The 19,654-nt window shown below is 42.1% G+C and carries 20 protein-coding genes; all 20 read right to left on the minus strand.

The features are described 5' to 3' along the window. Positions 1-815: DUF6710 family protein (locus HMPREF9380_RS01085; protein WP_004193600.1), on the minus strand; the 815-nt coding region annotated here is incomplete at its 3' end. A gap of 113 nt (positions 816-928) precedes the next feature. Next, positions 929-1,519 carry a recombinase family protein gene (locus tag HMPREF9380_RS01080; RefSeq protein WP_032907755.1) on the minus strand — a complete coding sequence of 197 codons (591 nt, stop codon included), beginning with the start codon at positions 1,517-1,519 and terminating at the stop codon, positions 929-931. 95 nt (positions 1,520-1,614) lie between these two features. Beyond that, entirely contained in the window at positions 1,615-3,234 is a 1,620-nt protein-coding gene (locus HMPREF9380_RS01075) for a relaxase/mobilization nuclease domain-containing protein (RefSeq protein ID WP_004193603.1), read from the minus strand. Next, a complete protein-coding gene (locus HMPREF9380_RS01070; RefSeq protein WP_002926311.1) occupies positions 3,235-3,582 on the minus strand; it encodes a plasmid mobilization protein in 348 nt (115 codons plus the stop codon). A gap of 251 nt (positions 3,583-3,833) precedes the next feature. Next, entirely contained in the window at positions 3,834-4,079 is a 246-nt protein-coding gene (locus tag HMPREF9380_RS01065) for a hypothetical protein (RefSeq protein WP_004193607.1), read from the minus strand. A gap of 45 nt (positions 4,080-4,124) precedes the next feature. Beyond that, entirely contained in the window at positions 4,125-6,797 is a 2,673-nt protein-coding gene (locus HMPREF9380_RS12080; RefSeq protein WP_004193609.1) for an ArdC-like ssDNA-binding domain-containing protein, read from the minus strand. 14 nt (positions 6,798-6,811) lie between these two features. Next, complete coding sequence (locus HMPREF9380_RS01055) at positions 6,812-7,177, minus strand: hypothetical protein (protein ID WP_004193611.1); 366 nt, start codon at positions 7,175-7,177, stop codon at positions 6,812-6,814. Positions 7,178-7,189: 12 nt separating this feature from the next. Then, a complete protein-coding gene (locus HMPREF9380_RS01050; protein WP_004193613.1) occupies positions 7,190-9,022 on the minus strand; it encodes a VirD4-like conjugal transfer protein, CD1115 family in 1,833 nt (610 codons plus the stop codon). Next, positions 9,019-9,555 carry a hypothetical protein gene (locus HMPREF9380_RS01045; protein ID WP_004193615.1) on the minus strand — a complete coding sequence of 179 codons (537 nt, stop codon included), beginning with the start codon at positions 9,553-9,555 and terminating at the stop codon, positions 9,019-9,021. The genes HMPREF9380_RS01050 and HMPREF9380_RS01045 overlap by 4 nt, the downstream gene beginning before the upstream one ends. 60 nt (positions 9,556-9,615) lie before the next feature. Beyond that, positions 9,616-10,143 (minus strand): hypothetical protein, encoded by a 528-nt coding sequence (locus HMPREF9380_RS01040; protein ID WP_032907758.1) that lies wholly within the window; start codon positions 10,141-10,143, stop codon positions 9,616-9,618. Positions 10,144-10,200: 57 nt separating this feature from the next. Beyond that, a complete protein-coding gene (locus tag HMPREF9380_RS01035; protein WP_004193618.1) occupies positions 10,201-10,911 on the minus strand; it encodes an LPXTG cell wall anchor domain-containing protein in 711 nt (236 codons plus the stop codon). A gap of 46 nt (positions 10,912-10,957) precedes the next feature. After that, positions 10,958-11,767 carry a hypothetical protein gene (locus HMPREF9380_RS01030; RefSeq protein WP_004193620.1) on the minus strand — a complete coding sequence of 270 codons (810 nt, stop codon included), beginning with the start codon at positions 11,765-11,767 and terminating at the stop codon, positions 10,958-10,960. Beyond that, positions 11,767-12,012 (minus strand): hypothetical protein, encoded by a 246-nt coding sequence (locus HMPREF9380_RS01025; RefSeq protein WP_004193622.1) that lies wholly within the window; start codon positions 12,010-12,012, stop codon positions 11,767-11,769. Before HMPREF9380_RS01025 ends, HMPREF9380_RS01030 begins: the two co-directional genes overlap by 1 nt. A 17-nt stretch (positions 12,013-12,029) precedes the next feature. Next, a complete protein-coding gene (locus tag HMPREF9380_RS01020) occupies positions 12,030-12,695 on the minus strand; it encodes a hypothetical protein (RefSeq protein ID WP_032907761.1) in 666 nt (221 codons plus the stop codon). 19 nt (positions 12,696-12,714) lie between these two features. Continuing rightward, a complete protein-coding gene (locus tag HMPREF9380_RS01015) occupies positions 12,715-15,354 on the minus strand; it encodes a phage tail tip lysozyme (protein ID WP_004193628.1) in 2,640 nt (879 codons plus the stop codon). A 19-nt stretch (positions 15,355-15,373) separates the two neighbouring features. After that, entirely contained in the window at positions 15,374-17,761 is a 2,388-nt protein-coding gene (locus tag HMPREF9380_RS01010; protein ID WP_004193630.1) for a VirB4-like conjugal transfer ATPase, CD1110 family, read from the minus strand. Then, complete coding sequence (locus HMPREF9380_RS01005; protein ID WP_032907840.1) at positions 17,706-18,068, minus strand: hypothetical protein; 363 nt, start codon at positions 18,066-18,068, stop codon at positions 17,706-17,708. Before HMPREF9380_RS01005 ends, HMPREF9380_RS01010 begins: the two co-directional genes overlap by 56 nt. Positions 18,069-18,138: 70 nt before the next feature. Further along, positions 18,139-18,606 (minus strand): hypothetical protein, encoded by a 468-nt coding sequence (locus tag HMPREF9380_RS01000; protein ID WP_032907764.1) that lies wholly within the window; start codon positions 18,604-18,606, stop codon positions 18,139-18,141. Between the two features lie 41 nt (positions 18,607-18,647). Then, positions 18,648-19,400 carry a type IV secretion system protein gene (locus HMPREF9380_RS00995; protein ID WP_004193634.1) on the minus strand — a complete coding sequence of 251 codons (753 nt, stop codon included), beginning with the start codon at positions 19,398-19,400 and terminating at the stop codon, positions 18,648-18,650. Between the two features lie 18 nt (positions 19,401-19,418). Further along, positions 19,419-19,646, minus strand: coding sequence for a hypothetical protein (locus HMPREF9380_RS00990; RefSeq protein ID WP_004193637.1), 228 nt, complete (start codon positions 19,644-19,646; stop codon positions 19,419-19,421). Positions 19,647-19,654 lie beyond the last annotated feature (8 nt).

Below are 19,654 nucleotides of genomic sequence, written 5' to 3' on the forward strand. Positions count from 1 at the left end.
AAAATCCGACCTATTTCAAAAAATACACCATAGAGCCTTTCAAAATCATTCTTAGCTTTATATAACAATTTATTATCTGATTTTCTCTTAAACTCTTGTCCATCAAAACAAACCTCATCATAGAGTGACGTTACATCAACTATTTGTGTGATCTCGCTAACATGTTTATCACTATTTTCTAACAAAGCAGAAAACTGTGAGTGGTTTCCTCCATAACACTCTATCAGTCCCATAGGATAAAAATAATAGTTATCTAAGTTTCTATTTGGAGAAAGTGGACAGCTATGATGATTTATATTTTCTATATTTTCAACAATCCTACCTTTATTCCAAGCAAACAGTAAGATAGGGTGTTCATTCAAACGGAAAGTTGGTTTTTCTATAGATAGATTGGTATAGTTTGAATAATAATGGACAAAGTCTTCTTGGTGAACGTTAAAAACGTAATTTTTTACTAATTCATGCGAAAACCTAGTATCAATTATGGTGCACAATTTCCCATTTATAACTTTCCCCCACTTATTATTATCCGAATTCAATGTATCAAAGGCTAAATGATATGTATAATAATTAGATAGGGTCCTCAAATACTTATTTACTGATTGGTAATCACCTTTTTCAAGGTATTTTTTGACAGTTGCTACTTTCTCATCTGGTAACTGTTTAGCAGTAATTTTAAATTCTTCAGTCTGTTTTTTCTTCTTATCATCTTCTTTCCGTTTTTTCTCCTCCTGAATTTCATTTTCCTGATTGATATAATCAAGAGTCTTTCCCGTTTTTAATGCAGAATAAATATTTTTAAAGATTGATACCATCTGAACTCCTCTCTTTCTTTACTATATTACAACATTTACAACATAAAGTGTCAAGTATTCATATAACTTATAAGTAATTCAAATTATTTTGCAATATCTTAAGACTAGAGTATCTAATTGCTTCGCCTTATTTGGTATTTCTCCCGATACCGCCTAAAAGTCCTTTCTGATATTCCAGTCAGCTTACTAACGTCTCTATCTGTATATCCCTGAAGATACAAATCAAAGGCATGCTGCAAGCGTTCGTCATTTTCTGTATAGAGTGCTTTCCTGCCCTGGTACTTCCCCTGAACTTTGGCAATTTCTATTCCCTGGCGCTGGCGCTCCTTAATGCGCTCCCGCTCTGCCTGGGCTTGATACTTATACAGCTCTAAAATCAAGTTATTAAGCAACCGTCTGAGATTATCATCCTCGATACCTCGAAGGGTTGGAAGGTTAAGAACTTCCAAAGTGGCACCCCGAGCTTGTATAGCAGTTATGATCTCTGTCAGCTCCTGGTTATTCCTCCCCAAGCGTTCAAGTTCCGTTACGGCGACTATATCCCCTTCTCGGATGTACTGTAGGAGAGCCTGAAGCTGATACCGTTCCTTGCTGGCTCCACTGACCGCCTCCTGGAAAACTTTTTCGCAGTCCTGCATCTGCTCCAGCTGCCGATCCAAATTCTGATCTGTGCTGCTGACTCGTGCATAACCTATTTTTGTCATATGTTCCTCCTTATTTTTGCCGAACTCTAATGGCCGTGTCATAAAATCAATAGAATCAAGTTGCACGTGCAATATATTTATAATTATGTTTATGTTTATAATGAGCTTTCCTGCTCTTTCTCTCTCCGAACCTGGTTATTATCCTTAACAGATCGGTACTCTTCAAAGCTACCAACAATGTCATCATATTTCTGCTGCAGACCTGCTTGCTCAACACTGATTTCAGTAATCTCTTTCTCCAATTCCTCTGCTCGAATGGTCAAAGGGAAGCCCAAGCTTTCTAGAATTTCCTGACCTAGCGCCTGGTATTCTGGATTGTCAGACTTCAGATCAGACAAAGCAGCTGCAGCTTTGTTGAGTTTCATCAATCGCTGCTCAATCTGCTGTAGCGTCTCTTCTGCTTGGTCCAGCTGCTCAATAAAGCGTTCCTCGAGTTCTTCAAATTGTTGGCCACTGGTCACGTCGTGAGCAGCCAGGAACTCAAACTCTTTAATCAACTGATCTAGATTAGAGATGTTCCGATTTTTAGTCAGAACAACCTCACCATTATTATAAGCAAGCTGCTTCATAAGGGTATTTCCTTTGATGTAACGGTTATTCTCTGAGTGATCTGGATTAAGAAAATAAAAGAAATCATTTCTTCGGACAAAGAGTTCAAAACGGCCATCTTCCAACTGATCTACTTGCCGATGTGGGACCTTAATCAAACCATGATTACGGATCCCAAAGTCTATCTCAAGGTAGATGCCGTCAGCTGTAACCTCTTTAACTTGCCAAGGTTCAATCATGAGACGTTGTTCAAAATCTTCTGCTTTTTCTTGCTGCAGTTTGTCATACTCTGGCTTAATGTCCTCTAGGGAGTAGGTCGCCTTGTTTTGGCTGACTCGCTTCTCAATCGTGGCCAAAGTGTAAGCACCTTTTTTAGATAACGTGCTATCACGAGTATTGCGTTGCTGCTCACTGTCCAGCAAACGATAAGTGGCATGCTTACCAGAGAAATTGACTGCTAAATTCAGTGCCTTTGCTTTCTTTAAAAAGTCCTCGATGGATGTTGAGTGCTTAATCAAGAAATTCAAACGGGACTTAATCTCAAGTTTAAATACATTCTTTTTCTGATAGGCTGCGTACTTCGTATGAGAAAATCTTGGAGCGCTCCGATCAATAATTTTAGCTCCAGCCAGCTCCGCATAACGGTCTGAAATTTTCTCCAGGCTCCGCTTAGTTCCCTTTTGCCAACGGAATTTTTTCAAGGTGCTATTATCCGTTGTATTGAAAATGATATGGTTGTGAATGTGATTTTTGTCTACATGAGTTGCAATCACAAACTCATGTTTTCCCTTTGTCAATTCCAAAACAGTCTTGCGTCCTATCTCGTGAATTTCCTCTGCTGTTAGATTGTCCGACGGATCAAAAGATTGGATCAGATGATGAGCTAGCACTCCATTTTCTGTAACCAAGTCAGAGGTTTCTTTTCGGCCAAAACGATTATCAGCCAGCTTCTTAGTCAGAATGAATTCTTCTGCAGCTTTTCGCTCCTGTCCAATCAAATGACCAGAGACTAACTGCGTCTGCAATTTCCCATCTTTAAGAATAACTGGAAAAGATTGGTTGCTGTTAGTGACCAGCTCTACTGTCTTAGCTTCATCCAAAATATATTTAACAGCTCTCTTTAAGTTACCAGTGTTTTTTATCTGAATAGCTTTTGTAACAACCATCTATTCTCCTTTCTCTGCTTCTTCAATCTTGCCCTCAATCAGCTCTTCAATCTCCTGCAGTTTCTCCAAAACAGCAACCAACTCCTCTCTGCTGGCTTCTTCGTTCGTGTTCACCTGCCGAGCAATTTGGTTGATATTGACCCCGACTCGGTTGATTTCCTGACGCAGTTTAGACAGCTCTTCAAAGTTGATAACTTGCACTCGACCAGTAAGCAACATGTAGCGGGCAAAGGTCGAAAAGTTCCGGATACCAGCTTCCCCCATTTTACGACGGATGGCCTGATTTTCGCTTTCGTTTATCCAAAATAGCTTTTGTATTGGTCGTTCTCTGTGTCCTTGTTCTTTCATACCTAATGTTGTTCCTCTCTGCTTGATTGCAACCTGCCATCTTGATATACTTTGCTCTGGCAAGCATAGCATTTGTATATACAAATGCGAAATTTAAAAGAATAGGCTCTCTTCTCTTTGGGCTTTCCCTGCCCAAATAAGAGAACCTATCTTTCAAAATTTTGGGGAAATCCCCAAGCCCCTGGTGAGGTGCTGCGCACCTTAACAAGCGGACCATTTTTCAAATGGCCTCGCCTATTTTGAATACCTACCTAGCGGTAGTTATCCTTCAACTGCTCATATTCTGCGTCGTTAATAGACTGCAGATAGGCGATTGTTTCTGTTGTATCTTCTGCAAGCTCCAGCTCCAACTCTTCCTGTTCTTTCAGGTCCTTTTGGAGTTCGTGGATTGCTGCTTTACGAGAGAGTTTGAAAAATTCTTCATCTGGTTTTAGCACACCATCTGGTGCAAATGTTGTAAAATAGGTTGCTAAAGTTTCTTCAACTATTTCTTTCATCTTGGTTATCCTTTCGTTTTCGGTTAAGTGAACTGAGCAGTTCTTTTACTTGCTCGCTTGGTTGTCCTTCTCCTCGTCCCCTTTCTGGGGATGAGATTTTTTTTCGGGTTCTGATGCCGCCTTTTCTGCCATCTTCTGATGACATTTTTCGTTGAACTGTTCCAATTTTTGAGAGAGCGGATCCTTGGACACTTCCTTGTTTTGATATTTTTCAAATGCTGTATCTAACCGATGAATGAGGTCAGCAGCTTCCTTTTGGACGATGGATAGCTGAGCTTCAAGATCGGCTAGACTATCCGGTTCCTTACTCCAATTAGCAAGGTAACCAAAACTGTATGAGCTGGTATCTAAACCATAATGATTAGCCACAACGTAAGCTACAGACTCAGCTTGCAGCTCCTTATTAGTTCGTGTCAGCTTCTGCCCTTCAAGTGCTTTAGGGTTGTGTAAGTCTGCATGCGCCATCTCGTGAAAGATGGTGCTCAACGTCTCCCGCTCACTCATGCCAGCCCGAATGACAATCTTATTCTCCGTCGGTGAATAATAGCCGTGTGCTTCCATTGGCTCCTTAGAAATTTCTAAACGAACCCCTTTAGCAGCTGCAGTTTCTTTAGCTGCACGATAGAGGTTAGCATAGTCTTGATGGGTTCCTTCTAATTCATAAACAGGTTTAGGAAGCTCCTTGCCTTCCGTTTGACTGACATCAAAGACAGGAACTAAACGGAAGCGTGTGTCCTTTACTTCTTGACCTTTTTTATCTAAAACAGGCTGGCCTTTTTCGTCCTTTCGAGTTACTTGATAGGGTGCCCAAATCTTGAGCGCCTTCTGCCCTTTTTGGACATGTCTTCCTAATTTTTTCCATGCATTAAAGGAAGCAACCGCAGACGCATCTTTCTTTTGAGCGACGATTAAAAATAAATTATTCAGAGAGTAATTGTTGAATTTGCTCATGGTTTGCAAGAAAATTTTATAGGTATCAGAGTTAAAATAATCTTTGACACCTTCCTTCAGGTGAGCAGACAAACCTTTCAGATCTCTGTCTTGAATGAGCTGGTCAATAGTCGCTCTTTTCTCCTGAAACGATGACTTAATCTCACTTACAGAACCAACTGAAACTGCGGTTTTGTATTTATCTAAATCTAAATATTCTCCGTCAGAAGTTAATGCTTCAAAATATGTAATCTCTGCATTTTTTGCTAGACTATATCCATTTACTGTTACTGAACCTAAAACGAAAGAGTCTGCATAAGCTGACAATAAATCGTGAAGATTAGGATTGTTTTTTAAAATTTCATCCATGACCTCTGCCGCTTCTAAATTTAGAGGATCATTTAATTCCTCTCTCAGTCCTTCTAACAAAGCAGCAATGCTCTTATATTCTGTATTACCTCGTATAACGGATGTAATACGTTCTAAATTTGGTTGATCTGCCATTGATATTCCCTCTATTCTTTCTTCATATTTTGTACTCTCTTTAGCTTCTGAGAGCTGCGGGTAAGTCTGTGATTGATTGGTCGCCAGTTCCTCTATCTCGTCCCGAGAGAGCGTTTCAGAGGTACTGAAAGCGACCACATCACCTGCAGTCAACTGGGTGACTTTTGCTGTAGCCAACTCTTTTGAAAAGTAACCTTGATAGGCTGTAGTTTTTTTCTTTTTATCGTAGCTGTAGATATGAACTAGCTCTGCTTGCCCCTGGAGCGGTTCTTTCAAAAAGCTGTTCCAATCGGCTTTTTCAACCCCTTTTTCAGCAATAGGCGGAATATCTAACTTAAAAGGGATTCCCTTTTCCTGCAGCTTGCTGATAAAATTCCACCCTGCAGAGTCATTATCTACGGCCAAAGTGATAAAATCCTCATTGCTCTGAAAGAACGTGGAGGTTTTAGCTGTAGCTTCAAGTACTCTAGCTGTTCGCTCCCCTGGCTCATAAGTCTTGCCCTGCAGCTCACTGACTAGCTCTGCAAAGCGAAAACTCATAAGACCTTCCTTGAGTCCATCCATAGCCACTAAACGGACGTCTTGCAGCTGAGGATGGAGCTGATAATAGCTCATAACATCGATGGGAGACTCTGCAAATATAAGCCGTTTAGGTCGACCAACGTCTGCGTAAAAACCAGTAAGACCATCAGAATTTTTCAATATCCGCTTTAGATAGCCTCTATCAGGATATTTCTCACGATTTTCGACAATTCCCTGCAGGCTGGCTCCCATCACCTTTCCCTGGCTGTTTTTAAATTTAAAAACAATAGCTGGCTCAGAGTAATCGTTCATTTTATGAGATATTTCAGCTATACTCCCTTGTTGAAAGAAAAATTCAATCGTTCCAGGTGACAACTTTCTTTCTCGTCTTAGATACTGTCTTGTCCAGCTAGTATTGACATGCTCATTCTGGCTTAACTTATACTCAAAGGCTATTTTAGGAACTGGTGTAGAGTCCATTTCTGACTCTGGAAAGTGGCCTGCTTCTAGGAAATGTTTAGCAGATTTAAAAGACGGCCGGCTTCCTGTCTGCTCTTCTCGGATCGTTTGGACTAACTCCAAGGCATCTCCTCCCCTTAAATCACGAGAAAACCAAGAAAAGCGATTGCGACGTGGGCTAATAACGAGGCTTTCATGCTCAGTCCAAGCATACCGATCACTGCCTTGCTGCTTCAACTCCATTCCTAAAGCCTCGGCGACATCTAATATAGATATCTTTTTCAATTCTTCTACTCGTGCCATAAACAACCCCCTTTCTATTCTGCACTGCTAGGCAACTTTAGGAAGAAATCTTCTGGAGCAGCTCGGATTAATTCAAACTCTTCCTGAGTTGCCTCCAGAGATCGAACTATTGGGACTTTTGCTGTTTGTTCTGCATCATAACAAAATAGATAAGGCTGCAGCTCTTGGAATTCTTGATAAGTCAATTCCTGAATAGACTTCATAACTACCTGCAGCAAAAACTCTTCCTGAGATTGATCTGCAGTTCCTTCTTTTGTAGCAGATACCGCAGCTCTCAATAATACCCCTCCAGGTATTTGCTCCTCAATGCCCTCAAAAAAACCAACTCCATAAGTTGGTTTTTGAGGTTGTTTGTCGCTCTTAAACATAAAATCGTACATATCATTTCCTTTCTATGCGCTCAAGTCCCAAGGCAGAGCGATTTCTTCCAGTTCTTCCATGCTGATCTCAACCTGGTTACTTAGCTCGACATTTTCTAGCCACTCATCTATATCTGACATATAGCGTCTGTATGTAAACCAATTAGGACTGAATGGCCCATCTGCATGATTTTCATATTGTGGATGTGTCTCTAAGCGGTATTTCTTATCTTTGAACACATTTTGGCGATTGAGATAGAGCAAAGCTTCATCAATGGCTACAGTGGCTACTTCATGATAATTGAGCAGTTCCCGCTTGAGGCTATCTGTGGACTCGCTTGAAGAGCCATGTTGACCATAGCTTTTGGAAGTCTTAGTCTGCTGAATGGTCTGCGGTCCTGTTCGGTCTGCCATACTTTTCAGTGTGTCTGGGTCATTAGAACCCAAATAAAGAACTGCCCCGCAGTTGTTCAAAATGGTGGTAGTATTCTTATCTCCGTACAGCTGCTGAAGCTGACTCATAGATTGGATCATCAGCTTGATTGAAATTTCCCGGCTCCGGACAACAGCAATTTCTTCAGGAAGATAAGGGATTTGCCCAATTTGACCCGTTTCATCTGCATAAATCTGCAAATGCAGTAAAGTCTCAATCGTTGCTGTTGGATGCGTTCCTTGGATGATAGAGTCTGCAGTCTTGTTAGATACTTCAAAAATGGTATGGAAAAACAGGGCTGACAGGAATTGATAAGACTTATCCGTTTCGGGCATATGAATAAAGACAGCTGTTTTCTCCAGCTGCCATTTTTCAATTTCCATTGTATCCCGCTGCACCATCTTTCTCACATCATCATGGTCAAAAACAGAAAACCGGCTGGAGATAATAGCCAGGACAGACATCAAAGTCTGACCGCCAAAGTTCTTCATAAAGAGCTGGAACTGCTTATTAGCATAGTTACCTGGCAACTCCTCTTCAAGCTGCTTAAACATTTCCTCAACCGGACTTTCAATCTCCGGATCAGTCCGCTTCAGGAAGCGTAATAAATCGGCTACTTGAGGCAGGTTTGGCTCATACTTGCCTAGAACTTTTCCATCAAAATATAGATACCCAATCAAAGCTCTGGTCAGAAAAGCCTCTGCCTGAGCCCAGAAGTCCTCCCCTTTATTATCTGAGCGCTTAGTAGCTGTGATAATGGCTTCTGAAACCTTATCAATATCTGTTTCCTTCTGCATATAGTGAAAAACATTGAAACCATCCGAATTGATCAGTTGGATCAAGTCCAAGATTTTAATTTTATAACCAGCCTTTTTCAAAATAGTGCCAACTTCATGTATGATAAGCCCTTTAGTATCTGTGATAACATAGCTCGAGTTTAGCTGCATAATATTAGGTTTCACAAAAGACCGGGTTTTCCAGTCACCAGTTCCCCCGATAACCAGGACATTCTTGTTGATATGCTTGTTGTAGGGCAAGCGTTGATTAAAGAGGCCCATCTGAGATCGCTGTGTGAAAATCATGTTTTTCTCTGGATCCTGATCCTGAAAGCTGGCCAGCTCCTCTACGGTTGCAAAACGAGCTGTTCCGTGTTCTTCTCCAGTTCGGTAAATCCCCCGATCTTGACGCCGAGCAAAAAAGAAAAGAACAGCCATGACACCGACAAGACCAGCCATCAATGAGGAAGAGGTAAACTCGACATCGATAGGAAATTTTTCTGTCCAATGTTCCGCCATCCACTCCAAACGAGCCAAACCAAAATCATCGTTAATGGCCGTATCTGGGGACATTTCAAAAAGTTTGGCCAACCAATGCAGACAATAAAATAAAATCCCTGCTGTAATGACGTAAGGCAATGGTTTTCGTTCTGTCATTTTGTGACCTCCTTACTTGGACTTGGCTTGGTAATCTTTGGAGCCTTCTCTGCAACTGCTTGAATTTTCACCTGCTCTTGAACCTTGAAATGAGTGATTTTTTCCTCAAGGTTCATGTTTTCAGGACTCTTCAGCAATTCCTGAGTGAGTTTCTTAGTCTCCTGAGGACTGGTTAAGTCGGTCAGGAACTGTTCATAGGCTTTTTTGACTAGTTCCTTATTCTTGACCTCAAAGGCCAACATGACTCGGTTATCCTTTAGAGCCTGAGTGGCAAAACCTATTTTATACTCTTCCAGATAAGCCTTGAGCCTATCCAAGTTGACCTCATTGCTCAAGAAGGTTTTCACTTCCTTGGCACTATCACTGGCCATGAACTGGTTCCATCGGGTTTCCGCACCGTATCGTTGCCGTTTCATGTACTTCTGACCCTGATCAGTCATGTACTCAACCATATAAGCCAGCATCTTCAGCAGCATCTCTCCAGTTAGTTTTGACACATCTTTCACCTGAAAGATGGTTCTTTCCTGCTCCATGTCGTCTCTCCTTTCTTGCAAACAAAAACAGCCCTACACAGGCTGTTTCAAAACTTTGTTCTATAAGCTCATCCCTCTGTCAGAATGACCTCTATCTCTATGTAACTGACGAGTAGGCGGCTTGAGTTGGTTCAGTTGCTGGGCCAGATTTCTATTTTCCTCCTTCAGCTGCTCAACCTGAGACTCTAATTGCTGGACCTGAGTCAGCAACTGTCTATACTGCTGTTCCGCTCGGAGACGCCTCTCCTGCGTTTTTTCAATAAATCGAACAACAGAATCGGCCGCCTGTCGAGCCTCTTTTTCTGATCCGTTTAAACTTTCTAAACGCCGATTAGACTCTTCTATACTACCTTTAATATACTCAACCCGAGTATCCAAGGTAGCAAGAGACAGATTAGCCTTATCCTGCTTAGAAAGAATCGTTTGATGATCTCTATCTAATTCATCTTTCAAACGCTGAGATTGATTTTTAATATCTTTCTGACCATTTGAAAGAGTCCGATTATCATAGATAATCTTTACGATAGCCCCAAAACTGGCTATAATACCCGCAAATAATGCCCAATTCAAAATCATTTCCTCCGTCATCTTTTTCCTCCATTCTAACATATTCTACTATTATTTGTATAGAACAGCAGCATCCTCTCAGACGCTGCCGTTTTGCTTCTGTTTCTTGTGAAGAACAAGACCAAGCAAGCCCAAGGCTGCCGCTCCCAGGAAGCTCATAAGGGGGCTGTCAGATGTCCCGGTATCTGGCAGTCGATCTAGAGTTTGCTCGCTCTCCTTTTGTTCAGTAGTTTTCTCTGCCGTTTTTGAGGACTGAATTTGGCTTTTTGGAGTGATAACTACTTCTTCTGCAGGCTTTTCAGAAGATGCGGGAACATCAATGATTGGCTGCTCCCCTGCAGGCTCTGTCGAAGCGCTAGAGCGAACAATAGGAGTCACTGGAGCACTAGGATTAGTTGCTGAAGGAGTTTGGCTGGTTTGACTTGATTGCTCTACTTCTGTAGGCTGATTAGGTTCTGTTGGAGTGACTGGAGTCTTTGGTTGCGTTGGCTCTTCAGGAAGTGGACGAACCGGATCCGTCGGTTGGCTTGGCTGGACTGGAGCCACAGGCTCTGTCGGCTGCACTGGTTTTGTCTCTTCTGTTTCCCCTGGAGTTACTGGATCAGCTGGAGCTGGCTCCACTGGATTAGTTGTTGCAGGTACGGTCGGAATAACTGGCTGACTTGGTTCTGTTGGAGATACAATACCTGGCTTCTCTCCAGCTGGAGCGATGATTTCATCTGCCAAAACAGCTTGATTTAAAGCTAATGAAGTGAGTAATAAAGTTGAGTAAATAGTTGTTTTTTTCATGATTGATTTTCCTTTTCTATTGTTGATGTTTAGATAATGTATTGGTTTATCCTGGATAGAGACTTTCAGTCGGCTGGCTAGTAACAAGCCAACCAAAGCGACTGTCTTTGTCCGCCACAACATCAAATGTCAAGCGGACTAGACGGATACTGTTCTCTTGATTGACATAGAGAACATAGGTCACCTCGTAGCCCTTGCCTTCTGGTTTGATGGCCTCAAAGACAGTAGATTGTAGCTGACCATCTTTGACCTCAATTTTCTTCTGCATATCCGTATTGAGGTATTGCTGGACTTGCTCCTTATTATTGGCAAAGAGAGTGGCCACAAAATAACGGCCAAAGACATCTACCTTTGAGCCTGCTTCTTGCAGATTAGAAAGAGTTCCAACCTGGTTCTTTAGGTCTGTAATCTGGTTTTTCAGCTGCTTGTTTTGGCCACCTAGAACAGTTGTATAGCCCCCTAAAAGAAGAACCAGGAGAAGAACCGGCGCTAAGACTTTAAGAGTGCTGAGAGGGCTTCTAGGAGCTTCTGAAGCAGCCTTTGAGGTAGCTTTCCGCTCTACATCTGACTGAGAAGCGGATTTTTCCAGTTTAAGGAAAGAAGGAAACTTCTTTTTTTGAGCTGTCTGAACGAAGCCAAACTCCTGCAGCAATTCCTCTACTGTTTCTACAAATGGCAAGCTGACCCGCTTCTTCTGCAGGATTTCCCCTTCTTCCGTTACCTGCATCAAGGTCAGGTCCGCTTCCTGTTCCAAACTCTTCACTTTTGCATTTTCCTGCTCAAGAAAGCCCAACAGCTGATCGCGACTAGGAAATTGCTGCTGGCTTCCTCCTGCTACATTCTGAGCTAAAAACATCAGCTCTCACCACCTTCCTCTGTCTGTTCGCTTTCCTCCAGCAGGAGGCCTTTCAGATCGTCCAGAGAAGTATTGGACTGACTGAGCAGGGCAGTCACGTACTCTGCCTTGGCCTGAGTAATAGCCTGCTCCATATCTTTTTCTTTCTTCTTGAGCTGGACTTGCTGCTCCTGTACCTTGATTTTCTCTTGCTCCAGGCGCTGGAGTTTCTTTTCCAGATCCTGAATAGATTTCTTTTTCACCATGTTATGTATGTTCCTTTCTATTCTTGGCTGCTGCTTGACTCGGTCGCTTCTTCTGAGGAGCTAGAGGAGCTTTCTGAGTCCTCTTTCAAAGCTCCATAATCTGGATAGCTGCTAGATGTTCCTGTATTGGACGTGAGAAGCAACTGCTCCTTGCTGTTGAGCAAGAGCTTGCCATCTTGTTTACTGTAGATTAGTTTTAGTGTCGTTTCATTAGCTACATTGGTTTGAGCCTTATCATAATTATTTTTCTTAGATAAGAGCGTATTGCTGTACCTTACCTGAACAATAGCTGTCAGATTTTCCTGATCAATATAGATCTGAGCGCTTTGGAAGACATAGTCTACAACATATCCCTTGTAGGCTTGATTGACGGCCTTGTCTTCCTGATTGACCTCAGACGTATAGAGTCCTTTCGTCATAAAAGGACGATAACGCTCTCGGTTTTCCTCTAAATCCTTTTTGGTAAAGTAAGCTACTAAAAATTCCTTGACTTGCTTCTGGCTCAATTCTGCCTTTTGATTTGTTTTTATCTGTTCCTGTTGATTGGTCGTCGCTTTAGTTTTATTAGAACTGCTGCTCGCCTTTCCAAACCCGCCAATACCATAGCCGATTAAAAAGATAATCACTGCCAGACCAAGCAGGAGAAGATTTTTCATTTTTCCGACCTCAATCTTATCAATCATCTTATTTCCTTTCTCTCTCTTATTTTGTCGCAAAGGTATAGTAGGAAGCATTTTTCAAGACTCGGTAATGCACCCTATCCTGAATACCTAAATAATTACATTCTGAAACTAAGAATGTGCCATCAGGGTTTACAGCTTCTACAAAGGCTACATGTCCATAAATGGCATAAGTTCCATCGAAGCCGCCAAGTGTTGAAACAACTGCCCCAACGCTTGGAGTTGAACTTGTTTTCCAGCCTTTAGCAGCCAAAGATAGCACCCAGTTTTGTCCATTTCCTAGATACCCATAGCCGCCTGAAGTATCCGTCAGAATTCCTGTTTCAACCAGTCTATTATAGACATACCAGGTACATTGACCTACCGGATACCCACTACCGGGCTGCGTAGTCATAGCTGCTGTAGAGGGTCTTCCGTACTGTAGCTTTCCTTCGTATTCAGCAGGTAAATTAACACTGTTGGCCAGTGTTCCGCTTTCGCCTCCAGTTATCTGACGTTTGAAGTAACCTAGCATCTGCTGGGCCACATGTTGCCGCTCGGCCAGCTTATCCCCTGCATTACCTTCCCAGTTATTAAGAAAGCGCTTGGTCAGCGTTTCAACATCTTCATTGCTGGTCAGGATTTGCCGGGCAATTTCTCTGTAATAAGGAGCATCTCCATCCAGGATGAAGTCAATCTGCAGCTGCAGATCGTACCACTTCTTGCCCCGCTCCTGAGCAAAGGCCAAAAGGAGACTATGACGAGTACTGCCATCTTTCGTATCCGTCCACATACCAAGACCCAAACCTCGACGTAGGATATTGTCATAGCCGCCACCATAAATGGTTGGTCCGCTCATTGAGAGCCATGCTTCATCATCCCAGGAGCTGTCAGTTGCACCGACCGGCTGGGCTAGATAATCTCCTTCAGCTCGTTTAGCGGTCATATTGCTCTCTACTCCAAAATTTCCAAACATGGCTGCTATACCGTTATCGGTCGCTTTAGGTTCTTTTTTCTTGATATAATCATACGTTTGTTTGCTTCGAGTAGCCAAGTCTCCTGAAAGTTCTAAATCAGAGATAACCGACGTAGTTTGATTGTATTTGACTTTTTCAAAGTAAAAGCCAGGATTGACCCAGACCCATTCATCCTTTTTATCTTTATCATCGTACTGACGATATTTGCGATAATAGAACTCCTGACCACCCTGACCGGATACTGTTCCCAATTCCTGACCAGCCGAGACCTGTTCGCCATCCTGAACTCGAATACCATCTACTTTTTTATAAGTCAGTTCTCTGTTAGAGCTAGTAATCAGCACATCACTACCCTTTATTTTAATTTTGCCTCCAAAGGCAGCCCTCAAACTTTGTCCCTGGCTAACCTGGATAACTGTTCCGTTATACATCTTATCTTTAGGATCATATCCAAAGCGTCGAGTAATGAGGAGTGGGCTATCATGTCCGGCATCTGAAGAACTATAGATAGGGTTCTCTAATTCCTGATAAGCCATATAGCGACCCAACTCGTCCGATTGCTTCAGGAGTTCTTCATACTCTTTCAAAGCCTTCTCCCCGAGATAGTAAGTAGTAGCTTGCTCATTGGTATATAAATCTTTCATACTCTCCAGCTTCTGGGGATCATCATTCAATCCATGCCAAATCTGACGCAGCAAATCTTTGTAGGTGAGTTGTTCGCTGGTATCTTTCCGAGTGGCCGATGGATTAGTCCTGTTTTTCAAGCTATTACTGCCGTCATCATAAATATCTGACAGCTTATAGTTCTTATAACGGTAATTCATGTAAAAGACCACATCATCAATATTGGACCAGTAGTCCACTTTGTCGTTAGAAGCGTTCCGATCCAATTCTGTCAGATAGATCCATGATTGATTTAATTCCCATTCATCCTGCTGGACTGGGCTTGGATTTCCTAAAAAGATAGCGAAAAAGAGGATAAGAAAAAAGCCTATGATATAGGCTTTGAGTGATAATGGATTTTTCAAAATCACCTGCAGGGGCTTCGTCAGGAAATTCAGAACTTTTCCTGTTCCTCTCACAGACTTACCGGCTTTAGAAAATTTAAGTCGGTGACGAAAAGACCTGAGCCGTTTGGCTGCTTTGACTTCCCATCGTTCCCCTGCAACTGTCCGAGTAAATCCTCGGCCTTGTAACAGGTTATAGCCTCGGTTCACTAATCCATAAGAACCTCTTACTAGTCCTTTAGAAACGGTTTTACTGGATCTGGCTATCCGCTTACTTTGTTGGATACTTGCATGGAAACCTCGGATTTTTTGACGAGCATCTGCGATATCTTCTAAGGTATCATTCCCCTGCCAGGCCACCTCACCCATCCTACCGATGACTCGATGTCCACCTCGGGCTAGTTTTTCCTTTTTCGTGCCACCTACTCGGTTATAAGCCGCTCTTTGAGCCTGCTTATCCACCTTTAAATTGTGTTTGGCTTGATGAAGTTTTTCTCTACTGTCAGCTGTGCTTTGCTTAGCTTTGACCGTCGCTTTATGCTCAGTCTTAGCTTCTTTTAAGCACTGTTTACTTTCCTGAACAGCGCTCTTGGCTTGTTTCAAACCCTGTCGCTTACTCAGTTCATTATGCTCAGAAATCTTCTGGCTGGCTTCTCGTTTGATTTTCCCCCTTTCTGACCAGGGTTCTTTTTCTGCCATTCTCTAGCTCCTTTCTAATTTATGCCACTACTGCATCTGTCTGTGTCAGTTCATAAAGCTTAGTCTCTTTAGGTATCTTGTTTTCAAACGGAACGACAGTTTCTCCAGCTAAAATCAAGCCACTACCTTTTTCTTTTGGTCTCTTGATATAACGTAGCATTGCATCAGGAATATCTACCACGTCTCGCAGGGCCTCGATGTCCTGTTCTCTCATCTTAAGTAAGATGAAAAACTCTGTATTGGACATAAGATTTCTTCCTTCCTCCCAGGCTAGGATAGTTCCTGGGTTTTGGGTAATGCCAGTTGGAATAGCACCGTACTTCCGGATCCGTGCCCATAGCTCAGCAAAGAAAGCAGCATCCGTCTGGTTTCGGAAGGTTAGATGCAGTTCGTCCCAATAAAGACGAATAGTTTCTTTGCCCTGGTACTTGATCACCTGTTGCCAGATGAAATCTTGAAGCACCAAGAGAGCAAAAGGTTTGAGCTTCTTATCCAACCCCTTGAGATTGAAAACAACCAATCGATTATCTAAATTGACATTCGTTTTATGAGAGAACAAGTTCAAGCTCCCTTTAGCATATGGTTCTGATCGGGTAGCTAGTCGCTGAGCTGCAGCTTCTGGCTGTTCTAAAAGAACATCATGCCAATCCGCTAGAGTCGGTTCTGAGTAGCGTTCATAGACCAACTTTGTAACCCGGTCAATAATCCCAATATCTTCATCAGTAACCTCTTTAAGAATAGACTCAAAGAGAGCCATAAGAAGATTGGCCTTATCGGCCACACTGTCAATTTCTTCATCATTCTCGTTAAATAAGACCTGATCCGTCTGAGTCAAGCCCATCAGGTTGATATGGCTATCTGACTTTGGAGATAGGTTAATCACCTGACCTCCAAAAGCCTCTGCAATATCTGTGTATTCATTTTCCGGATCCACTATGATAAAGCGATCCTTAAGATACTTTAAATAGGCTGGAATGACTTCAGTTGTTTTAGTTGTCATCCCTTTCCCTGACCCCGTCGTTCCGATAATCAATCCATTCGCAGCGTTGAGGTCTCTCTGACGGTCCAAAGTAATCAAATTTTTTGACAACTGGTTTTGCCCATAATAAAGAGCTCTTTGACTGTCAGACTGCAGGTCCACATTAGTAAAGGGAACCTGCGTCACTACGTTGGATGTCGTAAAAGGGCGCATAAACTCCTTTTTAACTTCCAGGAAGGGCTTGCCGATCGGAAGAATGGTATTGAGACCATTTTCTTGATGATAATAGGTTTCTTCCAAATCCACTCCCAACTTGCGTCCTGCCGCCTGTACTTTTTTGGTACTCTGCTGCAGTTCTTCCAAACTGTCCGCTACAAAGTAGACTGTGATGACTCCGTTGAAAATTTTCTGATCCTCATTCACCTTATCTTTCCATTTTTGAGTCGTCTCACTAACTTCTACAGCCTTGCCAGATGTCGCCAACTCTGGATCAATCCCAGCCTGAAAGCCTTGTTTTTGGTTACGAACCATTTCTACCTTAGCAGCTGCCTGTTCATTAGAAAGTTCTTTTCCAACTTGCCCTAGTTCCCGAGGAGCAGCATGGATAGAGACCGCCAACTCCAGACCAATATCACAAAAACTCTTGATAAGCTTATCAGATAAGAAGCTTGGATAGTCTCGCACATAGAGGACCTTGGCAAATTTTTCATCAATCCTCATGAAATTCTCTTCAAATTCTATTCGATTGGGAACAATGAAATTTTTAGCTGCTAGGCCAGATAAGGCAATATCTTTGTAGGTGTAAGCAAAATAAGGCTGGTACCTGAGTAGGAAATTAAAGATTCCTAGACGCTCTACTCCTGATAATTTCTCCAGGCTAATATTCATCGCTTGTAATTCATTCTCTACTAAGGTTCCCATCTCCTGAAGCTGAGTATCTGCCAGGCTCTTCTCATAGGCCTCTGTAGCCAAGGTGATATACTTTTCTACCTTGAAATTTTTGGCATCCAGAGAGAAACGATCCTGAATAATATCGTTGTATTCCTCTCGGTAGATATCGTTTCGGTCTCCTGCCGGCTCATAGAGAACCTTGCGAACTGTCTGATTGTCCACCCGTCGATTAATCACCAGAAGCTGAAAATTATCTCCAGCATCCAGAGAGTTCAGTGCCTCTCCATAACTGTCAATAATATCCAACTTATCCTCTGTGCTGGCCGTAGTATAGGCAACATCCCCTAGCCGGAAAGTCCGACTCCACCAGTTTTCTGCAATGTGCATGATTCCAGTCTCAAACTGACTGGTAAAGTAAATGCTATTCTGTGTTGAGGGCTTCCTCTTAAATTCCTTCTGCAGGCGCAACTGACGACTTCGTTCAGCAGCCGTCTGTGTCGTCCGCTTCTTGAACGGAAGCTGATTGAGTAAACTCATAGTGTTTTGTCTCCTCTCCTCCATACTCGGTCATGTAAGACCGTTTCTGATTGGTCACCATAAAGAGCAAACGTTCTTTCAGAATTTGGTCTTTTTTAGTGCCATATAAAAAACTAGGAACAATAATAATCCCTGTAATCAAATAATTAAATATTTCTGGGAAACCCAACCAATTCAAGAGGACTCCCAGGCTGACACCCAAGATAATTCCAATTGTCATGACCAACTCCCTCAAAGTCCGATTTAGAAAGACCGGGCGCTCATAGTCCCCGAATTCCTTAATAAAATCACTACCTAATTTTTCCAAATAAAGCCTCGCTTTCTGATTTGTGCACAATAAAAACACCTTACTGGCTGCAAAGTGTTCTTGATATTTTTTAGTCAATTTTTCCTTGATACTGCCAGATGGTTCCAATCAGAGACAGGACCCCTGCAATCGATATAATAATCGTTGTAATGGTATCATTCATAGAGGTTGGGGGCGCTTGAAAAGGACCTGTACTGTGTTGTTGTAATACAACTACACGGTAAATAAAATCCCCAAAATAGCATATAAGCCAAAGACCAAGTCCCATGAAAAACCAGTTTTTCAGGAAAGAAAGGATGAAAAAAGGAGCCTTGAGAATCCAAAGCAATAACTGAAGTACAATCCAGCCAGCTGCAGCCAGCAACTGACCCGCTCTGGAAATAAACTTCTTCCAGCCAGAAATAGGCGCTTCTTTATCAGGAAGCTCGAACTGGTCCGATTGGAAATTTTGTGTCAAAAATTCTGTTCGCTCTGCTTCTGGGGCTTGGCTTAAAGCCCGATTAAGATTCTTAACCGCTCTTTCTAATTCAGTTGCCATCTTCTCACCTCTTCCCATTTTTATTATTATAGCATAAATTTCTAGGAAGTTCCGAATAACTTTTTAGCTTGTTGCTGAGTTTTCCATATAGTAAAAACAAAAATAATGGATTTTAGAATTGCGCTCCAGGCAATGTCCCAGCCGTCCTTTCCAGTCGAGACCTTAAAAATATCATCGGACACAAAAGCAGCATATATGCTCGCTACTACAAATAGTACGATCCCCTGAAATGCTGCAGCTGCAAACTGCTTAAGCAAGTTCTTGGCGATGTCCCGAGTACCGTCTGCCATCCAAAAAGCAATCAACAGAGGAGCTACTGCTTTAAGAATATACATTTCAAAGGCTCTCATGAAAATAATAAGCTTCATAGAAACACTAACAACAATATCTGTTATACCGCTCACAAGTCCTACAAAGTTCTTTTGTACCCACCCCTCTACTCCGTCTGTATTAATATCAGATTTAAAATTAGGCGACGTATAAAGCCGTCCCAGAAGCTTCAGAATGATATTGAACAGTTCTGCGATGGCATCAAAAATAGTCGCAGAGTAAGTAACAGCTAAAAAAGCAAGAAAAAACTTAAAAAAGAGTTCTAAGAACAGACCATTATTAAAGCCTCCACTTTCTTGCTTTAAGTATCGATGCCACGACTCCATTTCAAGCAGCAGCATGATCAGAATGATAATTTGGCCAGCTTTTACACTGGTAGAGTTAATGAGATTAGCCATCTCATTAACCTTTGGTGCATAATCGGCGAGGCTTTGGGTTAAATCTTTGATTTGATTAACGTCCATTGCTGCCTCCTTCCTGCTTTACTGTGGCAAGTTTGAGATAAGATTGGCTACATAATTCAAGATAATACCAGATCCAGCAATAATCATGCCTCCATAAACCATACCGCCTTGTCCCTTATCTTGTTCTTGAAAAGTGTCATTCTTTTTCCCTTTGGAATATTGGTACCAACCTTCTAAAATGGCTAAAGCACCCATAATGTTCAAGCCATAACCCACAAATTTAATAACTGTTTGTAACACTTCCATGTGATAAC

Origin of the sequence: Streptococcus sanguinis SK49 (assembly GCF_000212815.1) — a bacterium.
In the GTDB taxonomy this organism is placed as follows: Bacteria; Bacillota; Bacilli; order Lactobacillales; family Streptococcaceae; genus Streptococcus; species Streptococcus sanguinis_C.